This window comes from Flavobacterium arsenatis, from assembly GCF_031456785.1.
Taxonomy (GTDB): Bacteria; Bacteroidota; Bacteroidia; order Flavobacteriales; family Flavobacteriaceae; genus Flavobacterium; species Flavobacterium arsenatis.
Genome location: NZ_JAVDVI010000001.1, coordinates 187097 through 211899, shown reverse-complemented (window position 1 = coordinate 211899; position 24803 = coordinate 187097). Strand labels below are relative to the sequence as shown.

Genomic DNA, 24803 nt, shown 5'->3' with positions numbered 1-24803 from the left:
TAATGAAAAATTTTCAACTTGTATTTTTTTTGTTTTTTTGCCTTTCGGCGAAAGCCCAATCCTATCCGCCAGAAGCTGGAACAGTAGGATCGACTGCAATTTTCAAGGACAGTCCGCTTTATGTGGCTTGGGCAACTGGAATTATCGTAGAACGAGGATACGTTAATAAATCGAATCCGAATTTAATCGTTAGCGGAAGCAACAAGGCTACTTTCGGGTCGCCATCAGATGCTATTGGTTTTCCCGATGGAAATGTGGTTAGCTTGGGCGACGAAGGTTTTGCCATTGCTACTTTTGCCCAACCTATTTATGATGGCGAAGGCTTTGATTTTGCTGTTTTTGAAAACGGAGGGCCGAGTTTTCTTGAACTTGCCTTTGTAGAAGTAAGCTCTGATGGCATCAATTTTTTCCGATTTCCAGCACATAGCGAAACCCAAACAACCACTCAGATTGGTTCATTCGGAACGCCATCGGCACCCTATCTTCATAATTTGGCAGGAAAATATGCAGGACAATACGGAACACCATTTGATTTGAGCGAGCTTGAAGACAATATTTTGTTGGATAAAAACCAAATCACACATGTGAAAATTATTGATGTTGTAGGTTCAATTGATCCTTTGTATGCCACTTATGACAGTTTCGGAAATGCCGTAAACGAATCGTTTCCAACACCTTTCAACTCCTGTGGTTTCGATTTGCAGGCTGTTGGCGTTATCAATCAAGGAACTTTGAGCCGTGATGATTTTGCTCAAAACAGCATCAAAATCTATCCCAATCCAGCTTCGGATTATTTTACAATCCAGTTGGATGAACAAGCGAAAGTTGCTGTTTATGATATTTCTGGAAGGATCATCTTGGAGAAAAACATCGCATCAACTGAAAAAATAAATACTTCCAGTCTTACATCGGGAGTATATATTGTTCAAGTTCTTTTCGCTCAAGGCAAAAAAATCGCAGAACGACTGATTATAAGGTAAGGGTTTTAATTCAAAAAGAAAGGCTTCCAATTTTAACGGAAGCCTTTTTATAACTTATTTTGCGGCAGTAAAAAACTGATTGTTTGAAATCACCTCTTTCAGTGGATTCAAATCCTTGATATCTAATTTGTTGCTAAAAGCCTCTATGTGTTTCTTGTGATGTACGTCGGAACCTACATAATCAATCATGCCGCTTTCGAGCAATTTTTTTGCAGTGACAAAAACACTTTCGCCATAATATCCAACAGTAGAAAGCATATTGAGTTGAAACAAGCAACCGGCTTTTTTTAGCTTCGTGTATTCAGAGAAGTTTTTGTGATAAAAAACATAACGTTCTGGATGTGCAAGTACAGGTTTGTAACCTGCAACCTGAAGATCAAAAATTATATCATAAAGCTGTATTGGAGCATTGATATAGGACATTTCAACCAACACATAATTATCCTTCAAGGTCAATAAAGGTTCTGATTGAAACAGTTTCACGAAGTGATCGTCCATTAAATATTCTGCAGCTGCTTTAAACGGAAGATTGATATTGTTTTCTTTAAGCAGCGAAACAACTTCATCTTTTTTAGTGGTTATAATTCCAGTATTGTTTTCCCAAACGTGCTGGATAATGTGTGGCGTGGTGATAAACTCTTTTACACCAAAATCCAACATCGACTTTGTAAGCGATAAGGTATCCTCAAAAGTTTTTGCACCATCATCAATCCCAAACAATAAATGAGAGTGAAAATCGATGTGGTTATCAGGAATCAGATCCTTGAGAACGGTTTTGTTTCGGTTAAAGAAAAACAATGTTTATTTGATTTAGGGGTTAATGCTTTTAAGATATAGCAATAATCAATTTCTTATTTTTAATTGAAATCTATTCAAATTCAGAAGTAAAAAACAACTTCACGTTTGGATATTTGCTTTGTGTCATCTGGATTGTAAAATCTGAATCGGCCAAGAAAACCAATTGGCCGTATTTGTCGTGTGCCAAGAATTTCTGTTTTATTCTTTTGAATTCCTTGAACTCATCACTTTTTGCATCATCTGGCTTTACCCAGCAAGCCTTGTGAACAGGGAAATTTTCATACGTACATTTTGCTCCATATTCATGCTCCAATCGATATTGGATAACTTCATATTGCAAGGCACCAACGGTTCCAATTACCTTCCTGTTGTTCATTTCAAGCGTAAAAAGCTGTGCAACTCCTTCATCCATCAATTGATCGATTCCTTTGTCAAGCTGTTTGGCCTTCATCGGATCGGCATTGTTGATGTATCTGAAATGTTCTGGAGAAAAGCTCGGAATTCCTTTGAAACTCATCGCTTCGCCTTCAGTTAATGTATCCCCAATCTTGAAATTTCCGGTATCGTGCAAACCCACAATATCGCCTGGATAGGAAATATCAACGATTTCTTTTTTCTCTGCAAAGAAAGCATTCGGACTAGAAAATTTCATATTCTTGCCTTGGCGAACGTGCAAATAAGGTTTGTTCCTTTCAAAAGTTCCTGAAACAATTTTCAAGAAGGCAAGTCTGTCACGGTGTTTCGGATCCATATTGGCGTGGATTTTAAACACAAATCCCGACATTTTTTCTTCTTTGGGATCCACCAATCTGGTTTCGGAATCTTTTGGTCGTGGCGACGGAGCTATCTCAATAAAGCAGTCCAATAATTCCCTTACACCAAAATTATTCAAAGCTGATCCAAAAAAAACAGGTTGCAATTTTCCGTCAAGATAATCCTGACGATCAAATTTTGGATATACTTCATCAATCAATTCCAATTCTTCACGAAGTTTTTCCGCAGGTTTTGGTCCGATGATTTTCTCCAATTCAGGATTCTGAACATCTGAAAAAGCGATGGTTTCTTCAATATTTTTTCGACTGTCGCCACTAAATAAGTTGATGTTTTGTTCCCAAAGGTTATAAATTCCTTGAAAATCATATCCCATACCAATAGGAAAGCTCAAGGGAGTTACGGTCAAGCCTAATTTTTGCTCCACTTCATCCATCAAATCAAAGGCATCTTTTCCTTCTCTATCCAATTTATTGATGAAAACAATGATTGGAATTTTCCTCATACGGCAAACCGAAACCAATTTCTCTGTTTGTTCCTCGACCCCTTTTGCAACGTCAATGACCACAATAACGCTATCAACAGCAGTCAGGGTTCTAAAAGTATCTTCGGCAAAATCCTTGTGTCCGGGAGTATCCAGGATGTTGATTTTTTTATCTTTATAATTAAAAGCCAAAACAGAGGTTGAAACTGAGATTCCTCTCTGGCGTTCAATTTCCATAAAATCCGAAGTGGCTCCTTTTTTAATCTTATTGTTTTTAACGGCACCCGCTTCCTGAATGGCACCTCCAAATAGCAATAATTTCTCTGTTAAGGTAGTTTTTCCGGCATCGGGATGCGAGATGATCCCGAAAGTTCTTCTTCTGTTTATTTCTTGTGTAAAACTCATCATGTATAAAATAGGGTGCAAAAATACTATTTATAGTTAAGAAACACATCTCTTCTAAACTACAATTTGATAAATGATTATAAATTTTTTATACCCAAATTTTTAATCTATTTTTGATTGATGTTTTATGGATTTTCTTGAGTTTAAAACCATTTCATGAATACAAAATATACACTTCACTTATTGGTTTTTTTGTTGTTTTCTTGCGTTGTTCAAGCACAACAAGATGCTCAATATACTCAATATATGTATAACACAATCAATGTGAATCCAGCTTATGCAGGTTCTAGAGGTGTTACAAGTATTTTTGTGATGCATCGCACTCAATGGGTTGGTTTGGATGGAGCTCCAGTCACCAATACAGCATCTATCAATAAACCAATAAATGACAGTAATCTTGGCTATGGGATTTCATTCGTGAACGACAGGATTGGTGTTTCGGATGAGAATACAATTTCAGTTGATTTCTCTTATTCTGTAAAAACATCCGAAGAATATAAGCTGTCTTTCGGTATCAAAGCAGCTGCAAATATCCTAAGTGTCGATTATTCCCGACTAACAATTCGTCATCCAGATGATGTGCTTTTAAGCCAGCAGGCAAATATTGACAACAGGCTTTCGCCGAATTTTGGAGCGGGTGTCTACTTTCATTCCGATAAAAATTACGTTGGTCTATCGGTGCCTAATTTTCTTGAAACCAAGCATTATGACGACAATATGAGTTCGCTTGCAAAGGAGAGGATGCACTTTTATCTTATTGCAGGAAGTGTTTTCGATTTGAATGAAACCCTAAAATTCAAACCCGCATTGATGACCAAAATGGTTCAGGGAGCTCCACTTCAAATAGATCTGTCGGCTAATTTTCTATTCTATGATAAATTTTTCATTGGAGCGGCTTACAGATGGAGTGCTGCTTTGAGCGGAATGGTTGGCTTTCAAGTATCCGATTCTTGGCACATTGGATATTCCTACGATGCGGAAACAACCAAACTTGTCAATTACAATTCAGGATCGCACGAGGTTTTTCTTCGCTATGAATTGTTTCGAAATTACAGCAAGATTGTTTCACCAAGATTCTTTTAATTCTTTCTCTTATGAAAATTAAAATACTCCTCTATCTATCGATTCTCGTCTTGACTGCAGGAAATGTTTTTGCCCAGGAAAAGCAAATTAAAAAAGCAAATAAAAAATTCAACGATTTGTCCTATATTGATGCCATTTCTATTTACGAACGTGTTGCAAATAAAGGATATAAATCTGCAGAATTGTTCCAGAAACTAGGCGATTCCTACTATTTTAATTCACAATTTGAAAAGGCTTCAAAATGGTACGGAGAATTATTTTTTTTGGATAATTCTGATATTTCAGCCGAATATTTTTACCGTTATGCCCAAACCTTGAAGTCTGTTGGTGAATATGAAAAGGCAAATGAAATGCTCGAAAAATTCACAGCTCTTTCTGGCAATGATATTCGTGGCGATTTGTTTTCAAAAAAGAAAAATTATCTGGAAATTATAAAAAGTAATTCGGGTCGATACATAATTAAAGAGGCTGGAATCAATTCTGAATATTCAGATTTTGGAACTGCTTTCTATGGCGATAACATTGTTTTTGCATCATCGAGAGATACCAGCGGTTTGTTTAAGAGAGAACATACTTGGACCAATCAGGCTTTTTTAGATTTGTATGTTTCAGAAATAAAATCAGACACCATAATGTCTAAGCCGGAGAAATTTTCAAAGAAAATCAATTCTAAATTCAATGAATCGACACCTGTTTTCACAAAAGATGGTAAAACGGTTTATTTTACAAGGAATAATTTCAAGGACGGAAAAAAGGGAAAAGATGCCCAAAAAACGACACTTTTAAAATTATACAGCGCCACTTTAAAGGAAAATAGTTGGGAGGATGTTACAGAATTGCCTTTTAATAGCGACAACTATAATAATGCTCATCCGGCTTTGAGTGTAGATGAAAAAACGCTGTATTTTGCATCGGATATGCCCGGAACATTAGGCCAATCGGATATTTTTAAAGTAACAATCAACGATGATGGAAGTTTTGGAACTCCAGAAAATTTAGGACCTCAAATCAATACCGAAGGCAAGGAAACTTTTCCGTTTGTTTCGGCAGAAAATGAACTCTATTTTGCGTCAGACGGTCATCCTGGATTGGGAGGTTTGGATGTTTTTGTATCAAAAATAAATGGCGATAATGCTTTTCGAGAACCAATTAATATTGGAACTCCTATAAATTCCCCAACCGATGATTTTGCTTTTATAATCAACGTTGAAAGGAAGGGTTTCTTTAGTTCAAATAGAGCGGAAGGAAAAGGTTTTGACGACATCTATACCTTTATAGAAACAAAAAAACCGACTTGCCAACAAATTTTATCAGGGACAATTACCGATGATGAAACAGGTGAGCCATTGTCAAATGTTGAGGTGATGCTTTTAGATAAAAAATTTGAAGTAGTAGGCAAACAAAACACCGATGCAAGAGGATTTTATTCTTTTGAGACTGCATGCGGGAAAATATATTACTTACGGACTAGTAAAGAAGATTTTGAAACCATCGAAAATAAGATCATAGTTCCCAATGAATCAGGAAAAACTACTTTGCCGATTACACAAAAAAAGAATGTAAAAGTAATTTCCTTAAAAGACGATATTGCCAAGATGCTCAACATCAAAATGATTTATTTCGATCTAGATAAATCGTTTATAAGGGAAGATGCAAAAGTCGAACTGGCTAAGGTTTTGGAAGTAATGCTCCAATATCCTACCTTGAAAATAGATGTCCGTTCCCATACCGATAGCAGGCAAACCCATCAATACAATCAAAAATTATCAGACAGAAGAGTAAAAGCCACAATCGCATGGCTTGTTCAGCAAGGAATTAGTCCTGAAAGATTAACTGGTAAAGGTTATGGCGAAACACAACTCATAAATGAATGCAAAGATGGGGTAGAATGCACTGAAGAACAACATCAGATCAATAGACGAAGCGAATTTATCGTAGAAGCACTATAATTTTATGCCTACTCTAAATTAGAGGCATCCTGTTTTTGCGGGATGTTTTTTTAATTTGAAGTGCTATTGTGCTGTGTTAGCAAGCCGCCATTTAATTTTTTGTTAATAGTAATGAACAAACTTGCATAATGTAATTGAATTGTTAATTTTGTTGGTTGTTATTATTGTAAAACCGAATGAAATACAAACCAATTTTATTCGTTTTAAATACTGATAATAAACCAAAACAACCAAAAACAATAAGCTTACTTAATTAAAAATACATAATTAAAACAAGAATGAAAATAAAACAATTGTTGTTCGGGCTTTTGCTTTCTGCAAATTTTGTTGCCAATGCCCAAGACAGTAAAAAAGAAGTATTGTTCTCAATTGATGATAAACCTTATTATACTGATGAATTTTCTAGGGTTTATAAAAAAAATATTGACTTAGTGAAGGACGAATCTCAAAAAGACCTTAACCAATATTTAGAACTTTTTGTTGGATATAAACTTAAAATCAATAAGGCCAATAAATTAGGATTGCAGAATAATCCTAAATATCAAAACGAATTAAAATCCTACAGAAGTCAGCTTTCTAAAAATTATCTTACCGATACAAAAGTCACCAAGGAACTCATCGAGGAAGCCTATAACCGATCTCAAAAAGAAATAAAAGCATCCCATATTTTGATAATGGTTGATGAAAATGCGGCACCAGCCGATACTTTAAAAGCCTATAATCAAGCCTTAGACATTCGCAAAAAAGCAGTTGCAGGAGAAGATTTCGGGAAATTGGCACAACAATATTCTCAAGATCCATCGGCAAAAGAAAACCAAGGAGATTTAGGCTATTTTTCAGCTTTGAGAATGGTTTATACTTTTGAATCTGGAGCATACAAAACCAAAAAAGGTGAAATTTCTAAACCTATTAGAACCCGTTTTGGCTATCATTTGATAAAAGTGAATGACGTTCGCGATAACAGAGGAAAAGTCACCGTGGCCCATATTATGATCATGAAGCCTGCCGAAGGATTAAATTCGGAAAAAGGCAAGGCTAAAATTCAAGACATTTACAAAAAATTACAGCAAGGTGAAAAATTTGAAGAACTTGCCAAACAATTTTCCGAAGACAAATCATCTTCAGAAAAAGGCGGTGTTTTGAACAGTTTCAGCTCTGGCGAATTAAGTTCAAATGAATTTGAAGATGTTGCTTTTTCATTATCAAGACAAAATCCAATCTCGGAACCTTTTGAAAGTGCATACGGATGGCATATTGTGAAGTTTGTAGAAAAACATCCCGTTAAATCATTCGAAGAAATGGAATCGGAACTGGAGGGTAAAATCAGAAAAGACGACCGTTCCCGTTTGATTGTGAATTCAATGAACGAAAAGCTTCGTAAAAAATATGCTGTAAAAAGAGATAATAAATTGTATGCAGCTCTTGTGAAAACGGTTACCAACGACATTTATACTGGAGCTTGGAAAGTTCCTGCAGATACAAAAAACTTCGACAAGAATTTGTTTTCTGTAAACGAAAAAGCCATCACTGGAACTACATTCTTAAATTATTTGAACAACCAGCAAAAGGGTGTTTCAGAAATCAAACCTGTATCTAAATTGGTAGATTTCTTATATGAAAAATTCCTTGACGAGCAGTTGAATGTGTATTACAACGATAACCTAGAAAAAGAATTTCCTGAGTTTGCAGACGTTATGGAAGAATACCGCGACGGTTTGCTTCTTTTTGATTTGATGGAAAAAGAAATCTGGGAAAAATCTAAAACCGATACTATTGGTTTGCAGCATTTCTATGAAAAGAACAGCAACAATTATAAATGGAAAAACAGATACGATGTTTTAATTGTGTCTTCAACAAAATCTGATTTTATAAAGAAAGCACACAAAATGCTGAAAAAAGATAAATCGGCAGAATTCATCAAGCAAAATCTAAATACAGGAAAAGAGGTTGAAGTTCTAGAAAAAGAAGGTGTTTTTGAAGAAGGAAACGAAGCACTTCCTAAAAACGTAACGTTTAAAACAGGTGTTACAGATGTTGTCAAACAAGGCGATTATTATTTTGTGACCCGAGTGAACAAAGTGCTTCCGGCAGGAAATAAAACGCTTGAGGAATGCAAAGGAAAAGTAGTGAATGACTACCAACAATATTTGGAAGAAAATTGGGTTTCAGATTTGAAGAAGGAATTTACGATCGAGGTCAACAAGGATACTTTCGAAAAGGTGAAAAAACAAATCAAGTCCTAAATGCAAAAAGGGTTTTATATAATAGGATTGTCTCTGCTGCTGTTTTCTTGTAATTATTTCAAACCAGAAGCAAAACCCGAATCAATAGCAAGAGTAGGAGATTCCTTTTTGTATAAAGAAGATATAAAAGATTTGGTTGCCGCCGGAACATCAAAGCAAGACAGTGTTTTGATTGTGAAAAGTTTCATTGATCGTTGGGCTACACAAAAGTTGTTGATTGAAGCGGCTAATCTCAATTTAAACGACGAAAAAAAAATAGAGTTTGATAATTTAATCCGGCAATACAAAAGCGATTTATATACAAAAGCCTACATCGAAGAAATTGTAAAAACAACAGTTGATACCGTCATTTCTGAAAAAGAGCTTAAAGAATATTACGACAATAATAAAGAAAACTTCAGGACAAACGGTACTTTGGTGCAATTGAGATATATTAATCTGCCAAAGGACCATCCGAAATTTTCAACCATAAGAAGCAAGTTCCTGGATTTCAGAAAATCGGATAAGAAGTTTTGGGACACCTATCAAATTCAGTTTAAAAATTCCGCTTTGAATGATTCTGTCTGGGTAGAGTTGAATGAAGTTTACAGAAAACTGCCTTTTATAAACCCGGATAACCAAGGAAAATATATAGCCGAAGGAATCTCTTTTGAAAAGCCAGATTCATTGAATGTATATTTAGTTAAAATAAAAAAAACAATAAACAAAAACGAGATAAGTCCTTTTGTGTATTTAAAGCCAACTTTACAGCAAGTAATTTTGAATAGAAGAAAATTGGAATTAATTAAAAAATTTGAAAAAGAAATTACTGATGATGCGATTAAAAATAACAAATATGAAATTTATAAATAGTAGAAACTTCCTGGTTCTTTTATTGGCAGTTTTCTCAATTGGCGAACTACAAGCACAAGAAATTATTAGCGATACAGTAAAAAAGCAAGCTCCAAAATCGTCCTACAAGCGTCAAAAAATTGATGGAGTTATTGCAACTGTTGGAGATTATATTGTTTTAGATTCGGATATCGATAAGAATTTCCTAGAGCTTGCAGCCAATGGAAATAATTTAGAAAATGTTACAAGATGTCAAATGTTGGGCAAGCTTTTGGAAGAACGATTGTATGCACATCAAGCACTTCAGGATAGTATTATCGTCAAGGATTCGGAAATCAACAGTATGATGGAAGAAAAGATTGGAGTGATGCTGGAGCAAACACGTGGCTCAATGGACGATCTTGTGAAATATTACAAAAAAAATAGTGAAGAGGAATTTAGGACTTACTTTTTTGAAATTTTGAAGATGAACAAGCTTACGTCAGAAATGACCAATAAAATTATCGATAAAGTAGAAATTACACCAGAAGAAGTTAGAACTTTTTTCAAAGGAATCAAGAAAGAGGAATTGCCTACTTTTGGAGATGAATTGGAGATTTCTCAAATTGTAATCAAACCTCAAGTTACCGAAGCTGAAAAACAAAAAGTTAGGGATAGGCTCAACGAATTTAAAAAAGAAATTGCAGCAGGTTCTAGTTTCTATAGTAAGGCAGTTTTATATTCGCAAGATCCAGGATCAAAATCAAACGGTGGTTTCATGAAAGTAAACCGCAAGACACCTTTGGTAAAGGAATTCAAGGATGTTGCCTTTAGTTTGGATGAAGGGCAGATTTCTGAGCCTTTCGAAACTGAATATGGTTTTCACATTGTTTATATAGAGAAAATACGTGGTCAAGATGTTGATTTGCGTCACATCCTGATTGCTCCAAAAATTTCTGAAGAGTCTTTGAAACAAGCGAAAGATAAAGCTACATTGATAAGAAAGAAGATTGTTGATGGAGAAATTTCTTTTGCAGATGCAGCTAGAAGTGAATCTGATGAAATAGAAACCAAAGCCAACGGAGGTGCTTTGCTGAATCCTAAATCATTAGATTCTCGTTTTGAATTGACGAAATTAGATGCAATGTTATACGGTCAGGTTTCCAATCTTAAAACAGGTGAAGTTTCCCTTCCGTTTATAGATGAGCCAAGATCTGGAGGAAAAGTCTATAAGTTAATGATGGTTACCAATAGAATCGCTGCACACCCGGCGGATTATTCTACTGATTATATAAAAATCAAAGAATTTGCTTTGAAAGACAAGCAAATCAAGGAAATTGCGAAATGGACTGAAGCAAAAATTAAAGATACTTATATTAAAATTAATGGTGAATACAGGGATTGTGATTTTCTAAACAACTGGTTGAAAAAGTAGTACAATCTATTTTTTTGGATAGTTTTTTATAATCTGAAATCTACTCCCGAAGCTTCGGGACTAAACTCTAAAATCAAAAACCACATGTCTGACGTTACTGCTATACAAAACTTGGTTCAAAAAAGGAATGAACTAAAAAAGGAGATTTCTAAAATTATTGTTGGTCAGGATGTTGTAGTCGACCAGATTTTGTTGAGTATCTTTTCTGGAGGTCACGCACTCTTGGTTGGTGTTCCTGGATTGGCAAAAACATTGATGGTGAATACCATTGCTCAAGCTTTAGGTTTAGATTTTAAACGTATTCAGTTTACACCAGATTTGATGCCTTCTGATATTCTAGGAAGTGAAATTTTGGATGAAAACCGTCAGTTTAAATTCATTAAAGGACCCATTTTCTCAAACATCATCCTTGCAGATGAGATCAACAGGACACCGCCTAAAACCCAAGCCGCCTTGTTGGAAGCGATGCAGGAAAGAGCCGTTACTATTGCAGGACACAATTATAAATTAGATTTGCCTTATTTTGTTTTGGCAACTCAAAACCCGATTGAGCAGGAAGGAACCTATCCGTTGCCTGAAGCCCAGTTGGACCGTTTTATGTTTTCCATAAAATTAGATTATCCTTCCTTTGCAGAAGAAGTTCAGGTGGTAAAAAGCACGACTTCGGATACAAAGGAAACCGTAAATCCATTATTTTCAGCCCAAGAAATTATTGATTTTCAACATCTAATCAGGAGAATTCCAGTTGCCGATAATGTTATAGAATATGCTGTTACTTTAGTAAGCAAAACGCGTCCTGATAATGAATTGTCAAACGATTTTATTAAGAATTATATCGATTGGGGTGCTGGACCGAGAGCTTCTCAAAACCTAATTTTGGCAGCAAAGGCAAATGCTGCCTTCAACGGAAAATTCTCTCCAGATATCGAAGATGTAAAGGCTGTTGCCATCGGAATTTTAAGACATCGTGTCGTGAAAAACTACAAAGCCGATGCCGAAGGAATTACGATTGAAAAAATTATAGCTTCTTTGTTTTAAGAACTTATTTATAAAAATTAAACTAAAACCTGATAACTCAAATTGTCAGGTTTTTTTGTCCCAATCTGACTACGAAAACGTGATAGAACCCTAATTTAGAAAGGTTCTTAATTTGATAATGATTCTTAAAACTTTCTAAAATTCCGAATTTGGTAATAAAATGACTTTAAATTAACGATTACATAAAATTTTAATTTAAATGCAAAATTTATTTAATAATAATCATTAAAATTGATTATTTGAGAATAATAATCTTTTGAATCTTCTCTTTTATTAAAAATAGTTCAATTTAGATTTGAATTTATTAAATTTGCAGTCACAAACAAGCAAACAAATTTTACTATGGCTTTTGATATTGAAATGATTAAGAAAGTGTATGCGAATATGACAACTCGTGTGGATAAAGCACGTGAAATAGTTGGTCGTCCGCTTACCTTGACGGAGAAAATTTTATACAACCACCTTTGGGAGGGAAATCCTTCCCACGCATTTACAAGAGGAAAAGATTATGTTGATTTCGCACCGGATAGAGTAGCTTGTCAGGATGCAACTGCACAAATGGCCTTGTTGCAATTTATGCATGCAGGAAAAGCAAAAGTTGCGGTTCCAACAACGGTTCACTGTGATCACTTGATCCAAGCGAAAGTAGATGCAAAAACAGATTTGGCTCGTGCAAAATCGCAAAGTAATGAAGTTTTTGATTTCCTATCATCAGTTTCAGATAAATACGGAATCGGTTTCTGGAAACCAGGAGCTGGAATCATCCATCAAGTTGTGCTGGAAAATTACGCTTTCCCTGGCGGAATGATGATTGGTACAGATTCACATACTGTAAATGCAGGAGGTTTAGGAATGGTTGCCATTGGAGTAGGTGGTGCAGATGCTGTTGACGTGATGTCGGGAATGGCTTGGGAATTGAAATTTCCAAAACTTATCGGAGTGAAACTGACAGGTAAACTATCTGGTTGGACAGCTCCAAAAGATGTTATCCTTAAAGTTGCCGGAATCCTTACTGTAAAAGGTGGAACGGGTGCAATCGTTGAATATTTTGGCGAAGGTGCAACTGCAATGTCTTGTACAGGAAAAGGAACTATTTGTAATATGGGTGCCGAAATTGGAGCAACAACTTCAACTTTTGGATATGATGCTTCAATGGACCGTTACCTTCGTTCAACAGGAAGAGCGGATGTGGCTGATGCTGCAAACGAAATTGCTCCTTATTTGACAGGGGATGCTGAAGTATATGCAAATCCAGAACAATATTTCGACCAAGTAATCGAAATTAATCTTTCAGAATTAGAGCCTTACTTGAACGGACCTTTCACTCCAGATTTGGCTACACCAATTTCTAAAATGAAAGAAGAAGCAATCAAAAACAACTGGCCTTTGAAAATTGAAGTTGGTTTGATCGGTTCTTGTACGAATTCATCTTACGAAGACATCGCTCGTGCTGCTTCTTTGGCAAAACAAGTTGCCGATAAAAACTTAAAAACAAAATCTCAATTTACGATAACCCCAGGTTCAGAATTGGTACGATATACCATCGAACGTGACGGATTTATTGATACTTTCGATAAAATTGGCGCTACTGTTTTTGCAAATGCTTGTGGACCATGTATTGGAATGTGGGATAGAGAAGGTGCTGAAAAAGAAGAAAGAAATACAATTGTTCACTCTTTCAACAGAAATTTCTCAAAACGTGCAGATGGAAATCCAAACACTTTGGCGTTCGTAGGTTCGCCAGAATTGGTAACGGCTTTGGCAATTGCAGGAGATTTATCGTTCAATCCTTTGACTGATAAATTAATTAATGAAAATGGCGAAGAAGTAATGTTGGACGAACCAACAGGAGATGAATTGCCTCCAAGAGGTTTTGATGCAGAAGATCCAGGTTTCCAAGCTCCAGCCGAAGATGGTTCAGGGGTTCAGGTTGCCGTTTCTCCAACATCGGAAAGATTGCAATTATTGGCTCCTTTCGAACCTTGGAACAAGAAAAATATTACAGGAGCTAAATTATTGATCAAAGCTTTCGGAAAATGTACGACCGACCATATCTCTATGGCTGGACCTTGGTTGCGTTTCCGTGGACATTTGGATAATATCTCAAACAATATGTTGATTGGAGCAATCAATGCCTTCAACCAAAAAGCAAATTCGGTTAAAAACCAATTGACAGGAGAATATGATGCAGTTCCGGCTGTTCAAAGAGCTTACAAAGCTGCTGGAGTTCCTTCGATTGTTGTGGGCGATCACAACTATGGAGAAGGTTCTTCTCGTGAACATGCAGCAATGGAACCACGTTTCTTGGGTGTGAAAGCGGTTTTGGTAAAATCATTCGCTCGTATCCACGAAACCAACTTGAAAAAACAAGGTATGTTGGCACTTACGTTTGCCAATGAATCAGACTATGATAAGATTCAAGAAAACGATACCATCAACTTTACTAATCTTGTAGATTTCGCACCAGGTGTGCCGTTGACTTTAGAGTTTGCACACGAAGATGGTTCAGTAGATGTTATCATTGCAAATCACACCTACAATGAAGGTCAGATTGGCTGGTTCGTTGCAGGTTCAGCATTAAACTTGATTGCTGCTGCAGGAAACGCATAATTTGTGTTTTTCTTTTATAAATGACAAAACTCCCGAAGTAATTCGGGAGTTTTTTTATGTGAAATTGGAATATATTTTCTCGATTTTAAATTTCTATCAAAATATTTAAAGCTAAAAAGAAAATTACAGCAATTATACCAATGTAAAAAATTGTTTTTCCGTGATTCCTATCTTGGGTTTTATAGGAATAAATCCTTTGGCCATTGGGCAATGTCTTTTTAGAAGCCCAAAGAGAATACCCAATCAAAATTCCAAGAGCACCTCCCAAAAATGAAAGAATGTAGCCCGCAACAATCCAAGGTTTTTGATTTTCTTCAGGCTGTGACAAAATTTTGATCCGTTCCTTTTTTAAGGATTCCAGCATTTCCAAATCAATAGATTTTCCTCTTTCTTTAAGGATTTTTTGAGCAAGTTTATAATCAAAAATGTTCCATTCATCCGATTTTATAAGCACTTCATACAAATCTTCATTGGTGAAATCAAATAGATAATACCCTTTGTCGATTTCATTTATGTTGTTTTCTGCAAATTCTTCAAGCAACAATTCAGCTTTCTCAAAATCAGAAGGAGCTATTTTTATTTCGTATTGATGCTGTAAACTGCTTCCAGAAAAAGTAGTATCAACAGGAGGGACATTATTTCCTATTTCTGTTTGAATATTATTTTTATTCAACAAAAATTCAAGCTCTTGAGCTTGATTTAAAGTTAGGAAATTTCGAAAAGAAGTAAAATTTTCAGCCATACATTCTTTAGATTGAAATATTATATTTTCAAAAATAGTTTATAATTTTCAAAAAAAAGTAAACCTCTAATTTTATTATAAATATTGGTCATCTGAAGCCTCTTTGCACTAATTTAAAATAGATTTTTAAACTAATACTTTTGTTCTTCAATTGATTTTGTAATTTCAGAAATGACTTTTCCAGTGTGTTCAGTAGTTTTAGATTCGATCAGCATAATTGAGCACTCTTCTTTTGAAGAAACCCTGTGATTTACCCCTTTTTTTACCACATAGAAATCTCCTTTTTGCAAAATTAAATTAGGTTCATTTTCTATTTCCATTAGCAAAGAACCCTCTACGATATAAAATAATTCGTCTTCATTTTCATGATTGTGCCAAGGAATTTCTTGTCCTTTTATTTTTGCCACCTTAATATATTGGTCGTTTACTTCTCCAATTATTCTTGGAGAAAAGTATTGATCTACTTTTAATAATGCATCTTTTATATTCATAATTTACTTGTTTTTCTTTTAATAATTTTACCTTCTTTGTAGGCTCGGTAATATAGAAATAGACCTATTGATAATAAAAAGAGCACTGTTATAATTGAATTTTCAATTCCAACGGCACCACCTGTCAATAAAATAGGTCCTTGAAATTTTGATTGGATAATGGTGCCCATATTGTCCAATCCTGTTAGGTTAGAGCCATAAAAAGGCTGTGCAAAATTCCAGCCAAGATGAAAGAAAAAAGGCAACCAAATTCTTTTTGTATAGATAAAGAGCATGGACATAGTAAAGCCCCAGCACAAATCTGTAAAAAGACTAAAGAGGTTTGAATTCGGGTTGAAAAAGTGCGATGTTTCAATTACCATAATTATTACCAAGGCAATGTGAGTGCCAAGCCAATTTTCTAATTCACGTAAAATTAATCCTCTTATAAATAGATCTTCAATTAATGCAGCAACCATTAAAAGTGTAAATAATTTTAAGGGATAATTGGTTGTTGATATTTCGATAAATTGATAATGTCCTAATAAATAGAGAATAAAAACGGACAATGAAATGGTTAAAAAGCCAACTGAAAAACCTCCAAACATTTCCTTTGCTAAATATTTTGTAGAAAGTTCTTTAATGGCTCTTTTATCATATAAACGAAACATAAAATAGTAGCTAAGCAATAAAATAAAAAGAGATATAATATGAATTAATGGATCAGCATGATCTCTATCTTGAATTAAGCTGTAAAATAGTGGTTTTGAAATGAAATTTTGAATTCCCACGAAAATCGAAAAGCAGGCACTAATTCCTAAGATAATTTTTGTAATGGGAAAATTAAGTATTTTTTTGATGGATTGATTCATAGATCAGTTGATTGATTGATTGATTGATTGATTGATTGATTGATTGATTGATTTGACGAATCGTATTTCGAATTGTTACAGATAAGATTTCTCTATGTCTCCTTTTTTGAATAAAAAATGATTAAGGGAATACGTTTATTAAGTATAGCCTTAATAAACGTATTCCCTTAATCGTTCAAAAATATATTTTAAAAGTTCTAAACTTCTACACTCGCATTTTTCTTCAACAAAATAGCATCATAAACACCGTCCCACAAACTAATACGTTGCTGAAGTGAATTGATGGTGGTGGTTTCGGCTTCTTTCCAAAAAGCTTCGTTATCACCACATAGATTAGCCGTCATTTGGAGGGCAAGATGGCTGTGGTGGTCGCCATCCACTTCAATATGGCGTTCCAAGTAATATTTGAAAGTCGAAATGCTTTCAGGATATTCCTTATACATATCATTGATGATGGCCAAAAACATATCTGGAATCAAATCTTCGCGGCCAAAGGTGAAAATTGCAGATTGCAGATAATCCTTTTTGCTGTTGATGATCTCAAACGTAAAATCTACAAAATCTTTAGCAACAGTTGGAGTTTCAGATAAGGCAAAAGCCGATTCAAAATTCCCTGATTTTTTCAATTCGGCTACAAATTTTTCAATCGAGGTGGTGTCGGCTCCACATTGCTGCATGGCATCAATATACAATTCGAAATGACTTTTTCGGTTGCCAAAAGCATCCACATCTGATTCTTCTCCAACAACAATTTCATTGATAAGGTGTCGCGTATCGGCATCTCCAACAGGAAACCAAGGCACAGAAGTACAGGTCAGGTTATTTTGCAAGGCTTTTAGAAGCGACATAAAATCCCAAACAGCAAAAATGTGGTATTGCATAAAAATCTGCAAATCTTCAGTGTCTTTTATAACAGAATATACTTTATGGTCGATTATTTGTTGTCTAAAAGGGGCAATGGTTTGTTGGATGCGTTGAATATGTGGGTTCATATTTTTAAAATATAAAGTGGGATAATTTTCGGCAAAAGTATTAAAAATAAACGGCAATTTACTGCTAATGTTTGAACTTCAGGTAAGGTTTTAAATTCTCTAAATGTAAAAAACAGCTTAAAAATTAAAACAAAAATTGTAAATTCACAGCTTTAAAAAAAACAAAAATGATTCAAAAACCCTCCTTTCACGTCATTGGAATTTCTATTAGGACTACCAATCAAAACGAACAATCTTCAACCGATGTTCCAGCACTTTGGAACAGGTTTTTTGCAGAAGGCATTCTTGCGAAAATTCCGAACAAAATCAGTAATAATCTTTATTGTATTTATACTGATTATGAAAAAGATCACACAGAACCCTATACAACATTATTAGGATGCCAAGTTGAAAACCTAAACGAAATTCCCGAAGGACTGATTGGGAAAACATTTCCAGAAGCCAATTATGAAATCTTTACAGCAAAGGGAAACCTTATGGAAGTTGCTGTTTATAACGAATGGATGAAAATTTGGAAAGCAGACATTTCAAGAACATTTGTTGCCGATTTTGAAATCTATGACGAGAAATCCCATAACCCAGAGCAAGCGGAAGTTGATATATTTATAGGAATAGGATAAAATGACACTGCATAGAAACTAAAATAAATTTTCAATTATATTTGTCAAATGCAATTATCTGTAATTATCCTCAATTATAATGTCCGCCATTTTCTAGAGCAATGTGTTTTGAGTGTCCAAAATGCCACTGAAAATTTCAATACCGAGATTATTGTAGTAGATAATAATTCACAAGACGACAGTTGCCAGATGATAAAAGACCGTTTTCCAGACGTTATTCTCATCGAAAACAAGGAAAATGCTGGCTTCCCAAAAGGGAATAACATTGGAGCAAAAATTGCAAGTGGAAAATACATTTGCATCCTAAACCCAGATACCGTTGTTGCCGAAGACACTTTCGAAAAAGCACTGGCTTTTGCCAATAAACAAGAAAACCTCGGAATCGTTGGCTGTAAGCTCATTGACGGAACCGGAAATTTTCTACCCGAATCAAAACGTGGAATTCCAACCCCTTTCGTAGCTTTCACTAAAATATTCGGGCTATACAAAATCTTTCCAGGCATCAAAGCCTTTGGGAAATATTATGCCTCACATATTACAGAAAATCAAACCGGAAAAGTAGAAATTTTGGTAGGAGCTTTTATGCTCATGAAAAAAGAAACCTACGAAGAAGTGGGTGGTTTCGACGAAGATTGCTTCATGTATTCTGATGATATCGATTTGTCGTATATGGTTTTAAAAACTGGAAAGGAAAATTATTATTTCCACGAAACCACTGTTATACATTATAAAGGAGAAAGTACGATTAAAGACGGAACCTATATGAAACGTTTCCAAGAAGCAATGAATTTCTTCTACAGAAAGCATTTTACGGTATCATTTTTCTTTTCCTTTTTCATGAAAATAGGAATTATTTTCTTTTCATTTATAAAGATGTTCCAAGGGAAACCAAAACCTAGAAGAAAGCCAAAAAGTTATATTTTAGTGTCGGAGAATGGGAATACAAAAGAAAAATTACAACAAGTACTCAAAAAAAATATACAAATCACAACAATAGAAAATCAAAAAGCAGTATTTTCGCAAACGTTTTCGAAACATGAAAGAACTGAAGTAATTTTAGATAATAATTACCTAACGTTCAAAGAAAGCATCGGGTTTTTGGAAACACACAAAAATAATAATATGACCTTTAAATTTCTGCCAAATGAATCCCATTTTATCATCGGAAGCAACAGCAGTAACGATAGAGGAGAAGTAATCCAGTTTTAAACTTGAAAACTTTTGATTTAAGATTTTTAGCAAAAACTTAATGATTCTTAATTTCTTAATGGTTTAAAATTACATTAAATTTGTGTTTTTAGTATTTAAAATATAATCCTGTAAAATTATATAATTCATAGTATAACCTAAAAATTATCACTAATTTTGCATCAAGAAAATAAAAATTCACCATTAGGTTAGCAATATGGCAAAATTTGAATTGAAACTTCCAAAGATGGGAGAGAGTGTTGCAGAAGCAACCATTACCAATTGGTTAAAAAAAGTAGGCGACCCAATCGAAGCCGATGAAGCCGTTCTTGAAATTGCTACTGACAAAGTAGATTCAGAAGTGCCATCAGAAGTTTCGGGAGTATTGTCTGAAATCCTTTTCAACGTTGATGACGTTGTAAAAGTAGGACAAACAATTGCCTATATCGAAGTTTCAGGTGGAGTAGTAGTGGAAGCTCCAAAAGAAGACGCTCCGGCATCTGTAGCAACAATCGAAAAAACGGTAGAGTCAGCTCAACAAGCTGTTGCAACACCACAAGATTTCTCCAACTCAGAAAAATTCTTTTCTCCTTTAGTGAAAAATATTGCCAAAGAAGAAGGGGTTTCAGTTGCTGAACTTGAAGCAATAAACGGTTCAGGAAAAGACGGAAGGGTTACCAAAGACGATATATTAAAGTTTGTTGAGAACAGAAAAACAGCAAAAGTAGAAACTCCAGCTGTTGTTATCAAACCGCAACCAATTGAGAACACACAACCGACAACCGACAACAAAAAAGCTCCAGTTTCTGTAAACGGTGGCGATGAAATCGTAGAAATGGACCGTATGCGAAAACTGATTTCAGGCTACATGGTCGCTTCAGTTCAAACATCGGCTCATGTTCAGTCGTTCATCGAGGTAGATGTAACAAACATTGTGAAATGGAGAGATAAAGTAAAAACAGCATTCGAAAAAAGAGAAGGCGAGAAACTGACTTTCACTCCAATCTTTATGGAAGCCGTTGCAAAAGCGTTGAAAGATTTCCCAGGAATGAACATTTCTGTAGATGGCGATTATATCATCAAAAGAAAAAACATCAACCTCGGAATGGCTGCAGCTCTGCCAAACGGAAACCTGATTGTTCCGGTTATCAAAAATGCCGACCAGTTGAATATTGTTGGAATGGCAAAAGCTGTTAACGATTTAGGAAACCGTGCAAAAGCCGGAAAACTAAAACCAGACGATACACAAGGCGGAACTTATACCGTAACAAACGTTGGAACTTTCGGAAGCGTTTTCGGAACTCCAATCATCAACCAGCCACAAGTAGGAATCCTAGCTCTAGGTGCCATCAGAAAAGTTCCAGCTGTTATCGAAACTCCAGAAGGCGATTTCATCGGAATCCGTCAGAAAATGTTCCTTTCACATTCGTATGACCACAGAGTTGTAGATGGAGCACTTGGTGGAAGCTTCGTGAAACGCGTTGCAGAATACCTCGAAGCATTTGACGTAAACAGAGATTACTAAAAATAAATCATATTTTGAGACTCCCGAAAGCAATTTCGGGAGTTTTTTGTTTTATGGCTTTTCAGTCTATGAAATTTAAACTATATTTAAAACAAAAAAGATGAGCTTGCTTAGAAAATTCCTCACCTATACCAACCTCCAATCCGAAATGGACGATTATGAGGTGATTCATGCCAATATTCAAAAGGACATTATCTTTAAAGGAACCAATCTTTGGATTTTGGTTTTTGCCATCTTCATTGCTTCGATAGGATTGAACATGAACTCAACTGCCGTTATTATTGGAGCCATGTTAATTTCGCCCTTGATGGGACCGATAAATGGAATGGGTTACAGCATCGCGACCTACAATTTTACCTTGTTCAGAAAAGCACTCAAAAATTTTGCTTTTGCTGTAATTGCGAGTTTATTTGCATCAACTTTATATTTTCTGTTAAGTCCTTTATCAACAGCACATTCGGAGCTTTTGGCACGAACGAGTCCTTCAATCTATGATGTTTTGATTGCACTTTTTGGAGGTTTGGCCGGAATTGTAGCCATCAGTAGTCGTCAAAAAGGGAATGTAATTCCAGGGGTGGCAATTGCAACTGCCTTAATGCCACCACTTTGCACGGCAGGATTTGGATTGGCAAATGGTGACATGGCGTTCTTTTTAGGTGCTTTTTATCTTTTTACAATCAACACGGTTTTCATTGGCATTTCATCGGTTTTGATTTCCAGATTCTTGAAATTTCCCATCACAAATTTGGTTAAGGAAGGACAAAAAACCAAAGTCGTTCGGTGGACTTCTTTTATTATAGCAATTACCCTGATTCCAAGTATTTACTTTGGTTATGTTCTGGTTCAGGCCGAAAGATTCACGTCAAGTGCCGATAAATTTATAGCAGAAGTAAGCGTTTTTGAAGGCAGTTATTTGCTGAAACACGAGATTGAACCAAGAGAAAAAAAAATAAATCTGATTTATGGAGGAAGCGATTTGACAGCCGAGAACAGAAAAGAAATCACAAAACGAGCGACGGTTTATTCACTTTCCGATGCAACATTGATTTTCAAGCAAGGATTTTCGTTCAATGAAGGAAAAGAAAGCGTCAACCAAATCGACAAGCTCAAAACCGAAGTCAACCGCCTGAATCTGGCCTTGAAGGAAAACAAAAGAACTACTGACAGTATTGTTGCCAAACCCAAAATTGGAAAGCAACTTTTAGCGGAAATCAAGACGATTTTTCCTGAAATAAAATCGTGTTCCTATGCCGAAACGATTGCTTTTCAAGACAGTACCAAAACTGACAAGGTGAAAATCGTAGTCATGGAAACCACCAAAAAAGGTCTCAACAACGATTCCCGAAAAAGAATCAACGATTGGCTCAAAAAACGTTTGGAAAGCAACAACGTGAAGACTTATTTTGATTAAATGTTATCTATAAGAACTCCGACAGAATTCAAAACTCTGTCGGAGTTTGAACTCGAAATTTGAAATTTTTATAATTAGTTTTTTCAGGAGCCAAACATTTGGCATTTTTTAATCCATTTTCCCGTCCTCCCTCCAAATCTTTTCTTTTTTTAAAGAAAAAAAAGAAAAGGATTTTCCCTCCGGCCGGGGCTAGAATAAAATCTTTAGGCTTCTTTTAATCCATGATGCCAAAATTGTGGTTACGAAATTCTAACAACTCCGACAGGGTTTCAAACTCTGTCGGAGTTTGAACATTTAGATTTTTTTTTCGACAATCTTGGTCAAAAAGATTAAAGAGTGCCTAAAGATTTCATTCTACCCCCGATGTGACAATTGTCTGAGCTCTTAAACCTGTGGCCAACAGGTTTAAAGCGAGTTGCCGCAGCGGGAATTTCGTTTAAAGAATGCCTTTTGATTTGGTTCTGGAAAACACCTATTAATTTAAAGATTTCTTTGTTTTGCTTCTGCATAAAAGTGATGTTTTGTAGGCGAATTGACTTTAAAACCTTTTATCTTTGCAATCCAAAACAACCCACAAAATGGAACTTAAATTAACGAAATCAATCTGTTTTTTTGACCTAGAAACCACAGGAATCGACATTACGAAGGACAGGATTGTTGAAATAGCAATCTTTAAAGTTTTTCCGAACGGCAATAAAGAAAGCAGGACTTGGCTGGTGAACCCGACGATTATGATTCCAGCGGAATCGACTGCTGTTCACGGAATTACGAACGAAAAGGTGGCAAACGAACCGACTTTTAAAGAGCTGGCTTCTACAATTCATAACATGATTAAAGATTCCGATTTGGCTGGGTTTAATTCCGACCGATTTGATATTCCGCTTTTGGCAGAAGAATTGTTGAGAGCGGGAGTTGATTTTGATATGAAAAATAGCGTTTCGGTTGATATTCAGACGATTTTTCATAAAAAGGAAGAACGTACTTTGAGTGCTGCCTATAAATTTTATTGTGGGCAAAGTCTTGAAAATGCCCATTCTGCAGAAGCCGATACAATGGCAACTTATGAGATTTTGAAGGCACAATTGGAGCGTTATGACGATTTGCCACAGGACATGAAATCGCTTTCGGAATATACAACCAGAAAAAAATCGGTTGATTTTGCTGGATTTATCGCTTTGGATAAGGATAATGAAGAGATTTTTACCTTCGGAAAACATAAAGGTGCTAAAGTAGAAAAGGTGCTGGATGCAGAACCTGGTTATTTTGGCTGGATTCAGAATGCTGATTTTCCTTTATATACGAAGAAGGTTTTAACGGCGATTAAGTTGAGGAGATTAAATACAAAATAAGTTAGTAACCAGTCACAGTTTTCAGTCGCAGTTGGCACTGAAAACTGTGACTGAAAACTGAAAACTAAACATGAAGATAATCTGCATCGGTAGAAACTACACCAAGCATATTGAGGAATTGCAGAACGAAAGACCAACGGAGCCTGTGATTTTCCTGAAACCGGACACGGCGATTTTGCCAAAGAATTTTCCGTTTTTTATTCCGGATTTTAGCAGTGATATTCACCATGAAGTGGAAATCTTGGTGAAGATAAACAGAGTAGGAAAGCACATCGACCCGAAATTTGCCCATAAATATTATGACGAGATTGGTCTTGGAATTGATTTTACGGCCCGTGATGTGCAATCGCAATTGAAAGAAAAAGGACTTCCTTGGGAAAAGGCGAAAGCTTTTGACGGTTCGGCAGTTATGGGTGAGTTTTTACCAAAATCTGAATTTAGTTCGCTTGAAAACATTAGCTTTGAGTTGAAGAATAATGGAGCAACGGTTCAGTCGGGAAACACATCGCACATGTTGTGGAAAATTGATGAGCTGATTTCGTATGTTTCGCAATATTTTACCTTAAAAATTGGCGATATTATTTTCACAGGAACTCCAGAAGGTGTTGCTCAAGTGAAAACCGAAGATGTTTTGGAGGGTTTTATTGAAGGAAAAAAACTATTTAGAATACAAGTAAAATAAATGGCTTTACACTATAATTTGGCGAAGGTTTACGCAATTTCTGAAAACGATACCGATTTTGTGATGGATATCGTGACACTTTTTGTTTCGGAAGTTCCGCAGGATCTATTGCAAATGAAAGAAGCAATCAACGAAAAACAATATAAAGCAGCTTATGGTTTTGCACACAAAATGAAACCAACGCTTGATTTGTTAGGTATGACTGTAGCTCACGAAGAAATCATCTATATAGAGAATTGGACAAGAAATGAAGGGAAGCGAAAAGAAGTAAAAGATACTTACAAAAGCATTGAAAGCCGTATTGAAAAAGCGGTTAAAGAAATTCGCAAGGATTTTAATATGTGAT

General features: G+C 35.5%; 21 protein-coding genes. 15 read left to right on the top strand and 6 right to left on the bottom strand.

Annotated elements, in window-relative coordinates:
- The first annotated feature begins 2 nt into the window (after positions 1 to 2).
- A complete protein-coding gene (locus J2X31_RS00890) occupies positions 3 to 980 on the top strand; it encodes a T9SS type A sorting domain-containing protein (RefSeq protein WP_310023648.1) in 978 nt (325 codons plus the stop codon).
- A gap of 54 nt (positions 981 to 1034) precedes the next feature.
- Here J2X31_RS00890 and J2X31_RS00885 read toward each other — a convergent pair whose 3' ends face one another.
- A complete protein-coding gene (locus tag J2X31_RS00885) occupies positions 1035 to 1778 on the bottom strand; it encodes a tyrosine-protein phosphatase (RefSeq protein ID WP_310023647.1) in 744 nt (247 codons plus the stop codon).
- A gap of 70 nt (positions 1779 to 1848) precedes the next feature.
- On the bottom strand, positions 1849 to 3438 hold the full coding sequence (locus tag J2X31_RS00880; RefSeq protein WP_310024201.1) for a peptide chain release factor 3: 1590 nt from the start codon (positions 3436 to 3438) through the stop codon (positions 1849 to 1851).
- 156 nt (positions 3439 to 3594) lie between these two features.
- On the opposite strand from J2X31_RS00880, the gene J2X31_RS00875 reads away from it, so the two are divergent.
- The 7 genes from J2X31_RS00875 (at position 3595) to J2X31_RS00845 (ending at position 14606) form a co-directional block, all read left to right on the top strand.
- On the top strand, positions 3595 to 4521 hold the full coding sequence (locus tag J2X31_RS00875; protein WP_310023645.1) for a PorP/SprF family type IX secretion system membrane protein: 927 nt from the start codon (positions 3595 to 3597) through the stop codon (positions 4519 to 4521).
- 11 nt (positions 4522 to 4532) lie between these two features.
- Positions 4533 to 6470 (top strand): OmpA family protein, encoded by a 1938-nt coding sequence (locus tag J2X31_RS00870; protein ID WP_310023644.1) that lies wholly within the window; start codon positions 4533 to 4535, stop codon positions 6468 to 6470.
- 278 nt (positions 6471 to 6748) lie between these two features.
- Positions 6749 to 8713 (top strand): peptidylprolyl isomerase, encoded by a 1965-nt coding sequence (locus J2X31_RS00865; RefSeq protein ID WP_310023643.1) that lies wholly within the window; start codon positions 6749 to 6751, stop codon positions 8711 to 8713.
- On the top strand, positions 8714 to 9565 hold the full coding sequence (locus J2X31_RS00860) for a hypothetical protein (protein ID WP_310023642.1): 852 nt from the start codon (positions 8714 to 8716) through the stop codon (positions 9563 to 9565).
- A complete protein-coding gene (locus tag J2X31_RS00855) occupies positions 9549 to 10958 on the top strand; it encodes a peptidylprolyl isomerase (RefSeq protein WP_374725202.1) in 1410 nt (469 codons plus the stop codon). Before J2X31_RS00860 ends, J2X31_RS00855 begins: the two co-directional genes overlap by 17 nt.
- A gap of 84 nt (positions 10959 to 11042) precedes the next feature.
- Positions 11043 to 11996, top strand: coding sequence for an AAA family ATPase (locus J2X31_RS00850; protein WP_310023641.1), 954 nt, complete (start codon positions 11043 to 11045; stop codon positions 11994 to 11996).
- Between the two features lie 342 nt (positions 11997 to 12338).
- Positions 12339 to 14606, top strand: a complete 2268-nt coding sequence (locus tag J2X31_RS00845; protein WP_310023639.1) for an aconitate hydratase — start codon at positions 12339 to 12341, stop codon at positions 14604 to 14606.
- Between the two features lie 85 nt (positions 14607 to 14691).
- On the opposite strand, the gene J2X31_RS00840 is transcribed toward J2X31_RS00845, so the two are convergent.
- The 4 genes from J2X31_RS00840 to J2X31_RS00825 all read right to left on the bottom strand — a co-directional run bounded on the left by J2X31_RS00840 (position 14692) and on the right by J2X31_RS00825 (position 17682).
- On the bottom strand, positions 14692 to 15348 hold the full coding sequence (locus J2X31_RS00840; RefSeq protein ID WP_310023638.1) for a DUF4283 domain-containing protein: 657 nt from the start codon (positions 15346 to 15348) through the stop codon (positions 14692 to 14694).
- Between the two features lie 131 nt (positions 15349 to 15479).
- Positions 15480 to 15839 (bottom strand): cupin domain-containing protein, encoded by a 360-nt coding sequence (locus tag J2X31_RS00835; protein ID WP_310023637.1) that lies wholly within the window; start codon positions 15837 to 15839, stop codon positions 15480 to 15482.
- Complete coding sequence (locus J2X31_RS00830) at positions 15836 to 16690, bottom strand: CPBP family intramembrane glutamic endopeptidase (RefSeq protein ID WP_310023636.1); 855 nt, start codon at positions 16688 to 16690, stop codon at positions 15836 to 15838. The genes J2X31_RS00835 and J2X31_RS00830 overlap by 4 nt, the downstream gene beginning before the upstream one ends.
- Before the next feature lie 197 nt (positions 16691 to 16887).
- Positions 16888 to 17682 (bottom strand): DUF3050 domain-containing protein, encoded by a 795-nt coding sequence (locus J2X31_RS00825; RefSeq protein WP_310023635.1) that lies wholly within the window; start codon positions 17680 to 17682, stop codon positions 16888 to 16890.
- A 167-nt stretch (positions 17683 to 17849) separates the two neighbouring features.
- Between J2X31_RS00825 and J2X31_RS00820 the strand changes: the two genes are divergently transcribed.
- The 7 genes from J2X31_RS00820 to J2X31_RS00790 all read left to right on the top strand — a co-directional run bounded on the left by J2X31_RS00820 (position 17850) and on the right by J2X31_RS00790 (position 24802).
- A complete protein-coding gene (locus J2X31_RS00820; protein WP_310023634.1) occupies positions 17850 to 18302 on the top strand; it encodes a GyrI-like domain-containing protein in 453 nt (150 codons plus the stop codon).
- Positions 18303 to 18350: 48 nt separating this feature from the next.
- Entirely contained in the window at positions 18351 to 19511 is a 1161-nt protein-coding gene (locus tag J2X31_RS00815; RefSeq protein WP_310023632.1) for a glycosyltransferase family 2 protein, read from the top strand.
- 196 nt (positions 19512 to 19707) lie between these two features.
- Positions 19708 to 21015 (top strand): dihydrolipoamide acetyltransferase family protein, encoded by a 1308-nt coding sequence (locus J2X31_RS00810; RefSeq protein ID WP_310023631.1) that lies wholly within the window; start codon positions 19708 to 19710, stop codon positions 21013 to 21015.
- Between the two features lie 100 nt (positions 21016 to 21115).
- Positions 21116 to 22426 (top strand): DUF389 domain-containing protein, encoded by a 1311-nt coding sequence (locus J2X31_RS00805; protein WP_310023630.1) that lies wholly within the window; start codon positions 21116 to 21118, stop codon positions 22424 to 22426.
- 578 nt (positions 22427 to 23004) lie between these two features.
- Entirely contained in the window at positions 23005 to 23775 is a 771-nt protein-coding gene (locus J2X31_RS00800) for an exonuclease domain-containing protein (RefSeq protein WP_310023629.1), read from the top strand.
- Between the two features lie 70 nt (positions 23776 to 23845).
- Positions 23846 to 24457, top strand: a complete 612-nt coding sequence (locus tag J2X31_RS00795) for a fumarylacetoacetate hydrolase family protein (protein WP_310023627.1) — start codon at positions 23846 to 23848, stop codon at positions 24455 to 24457.
- Positions 24458 to 24802: an Hpt domain-containing protein gene (locus J2X31_RS00790; RefSeq protein WP_310023625.1), complete on the top strand. Its 345-nt coding sequence runs from the start codon at positions 24458 to 24460 to the stop codon at positions 24800 to 24802.
- The last annotated feature ends 1 nt before the right edge of the window (position 24803 follow it).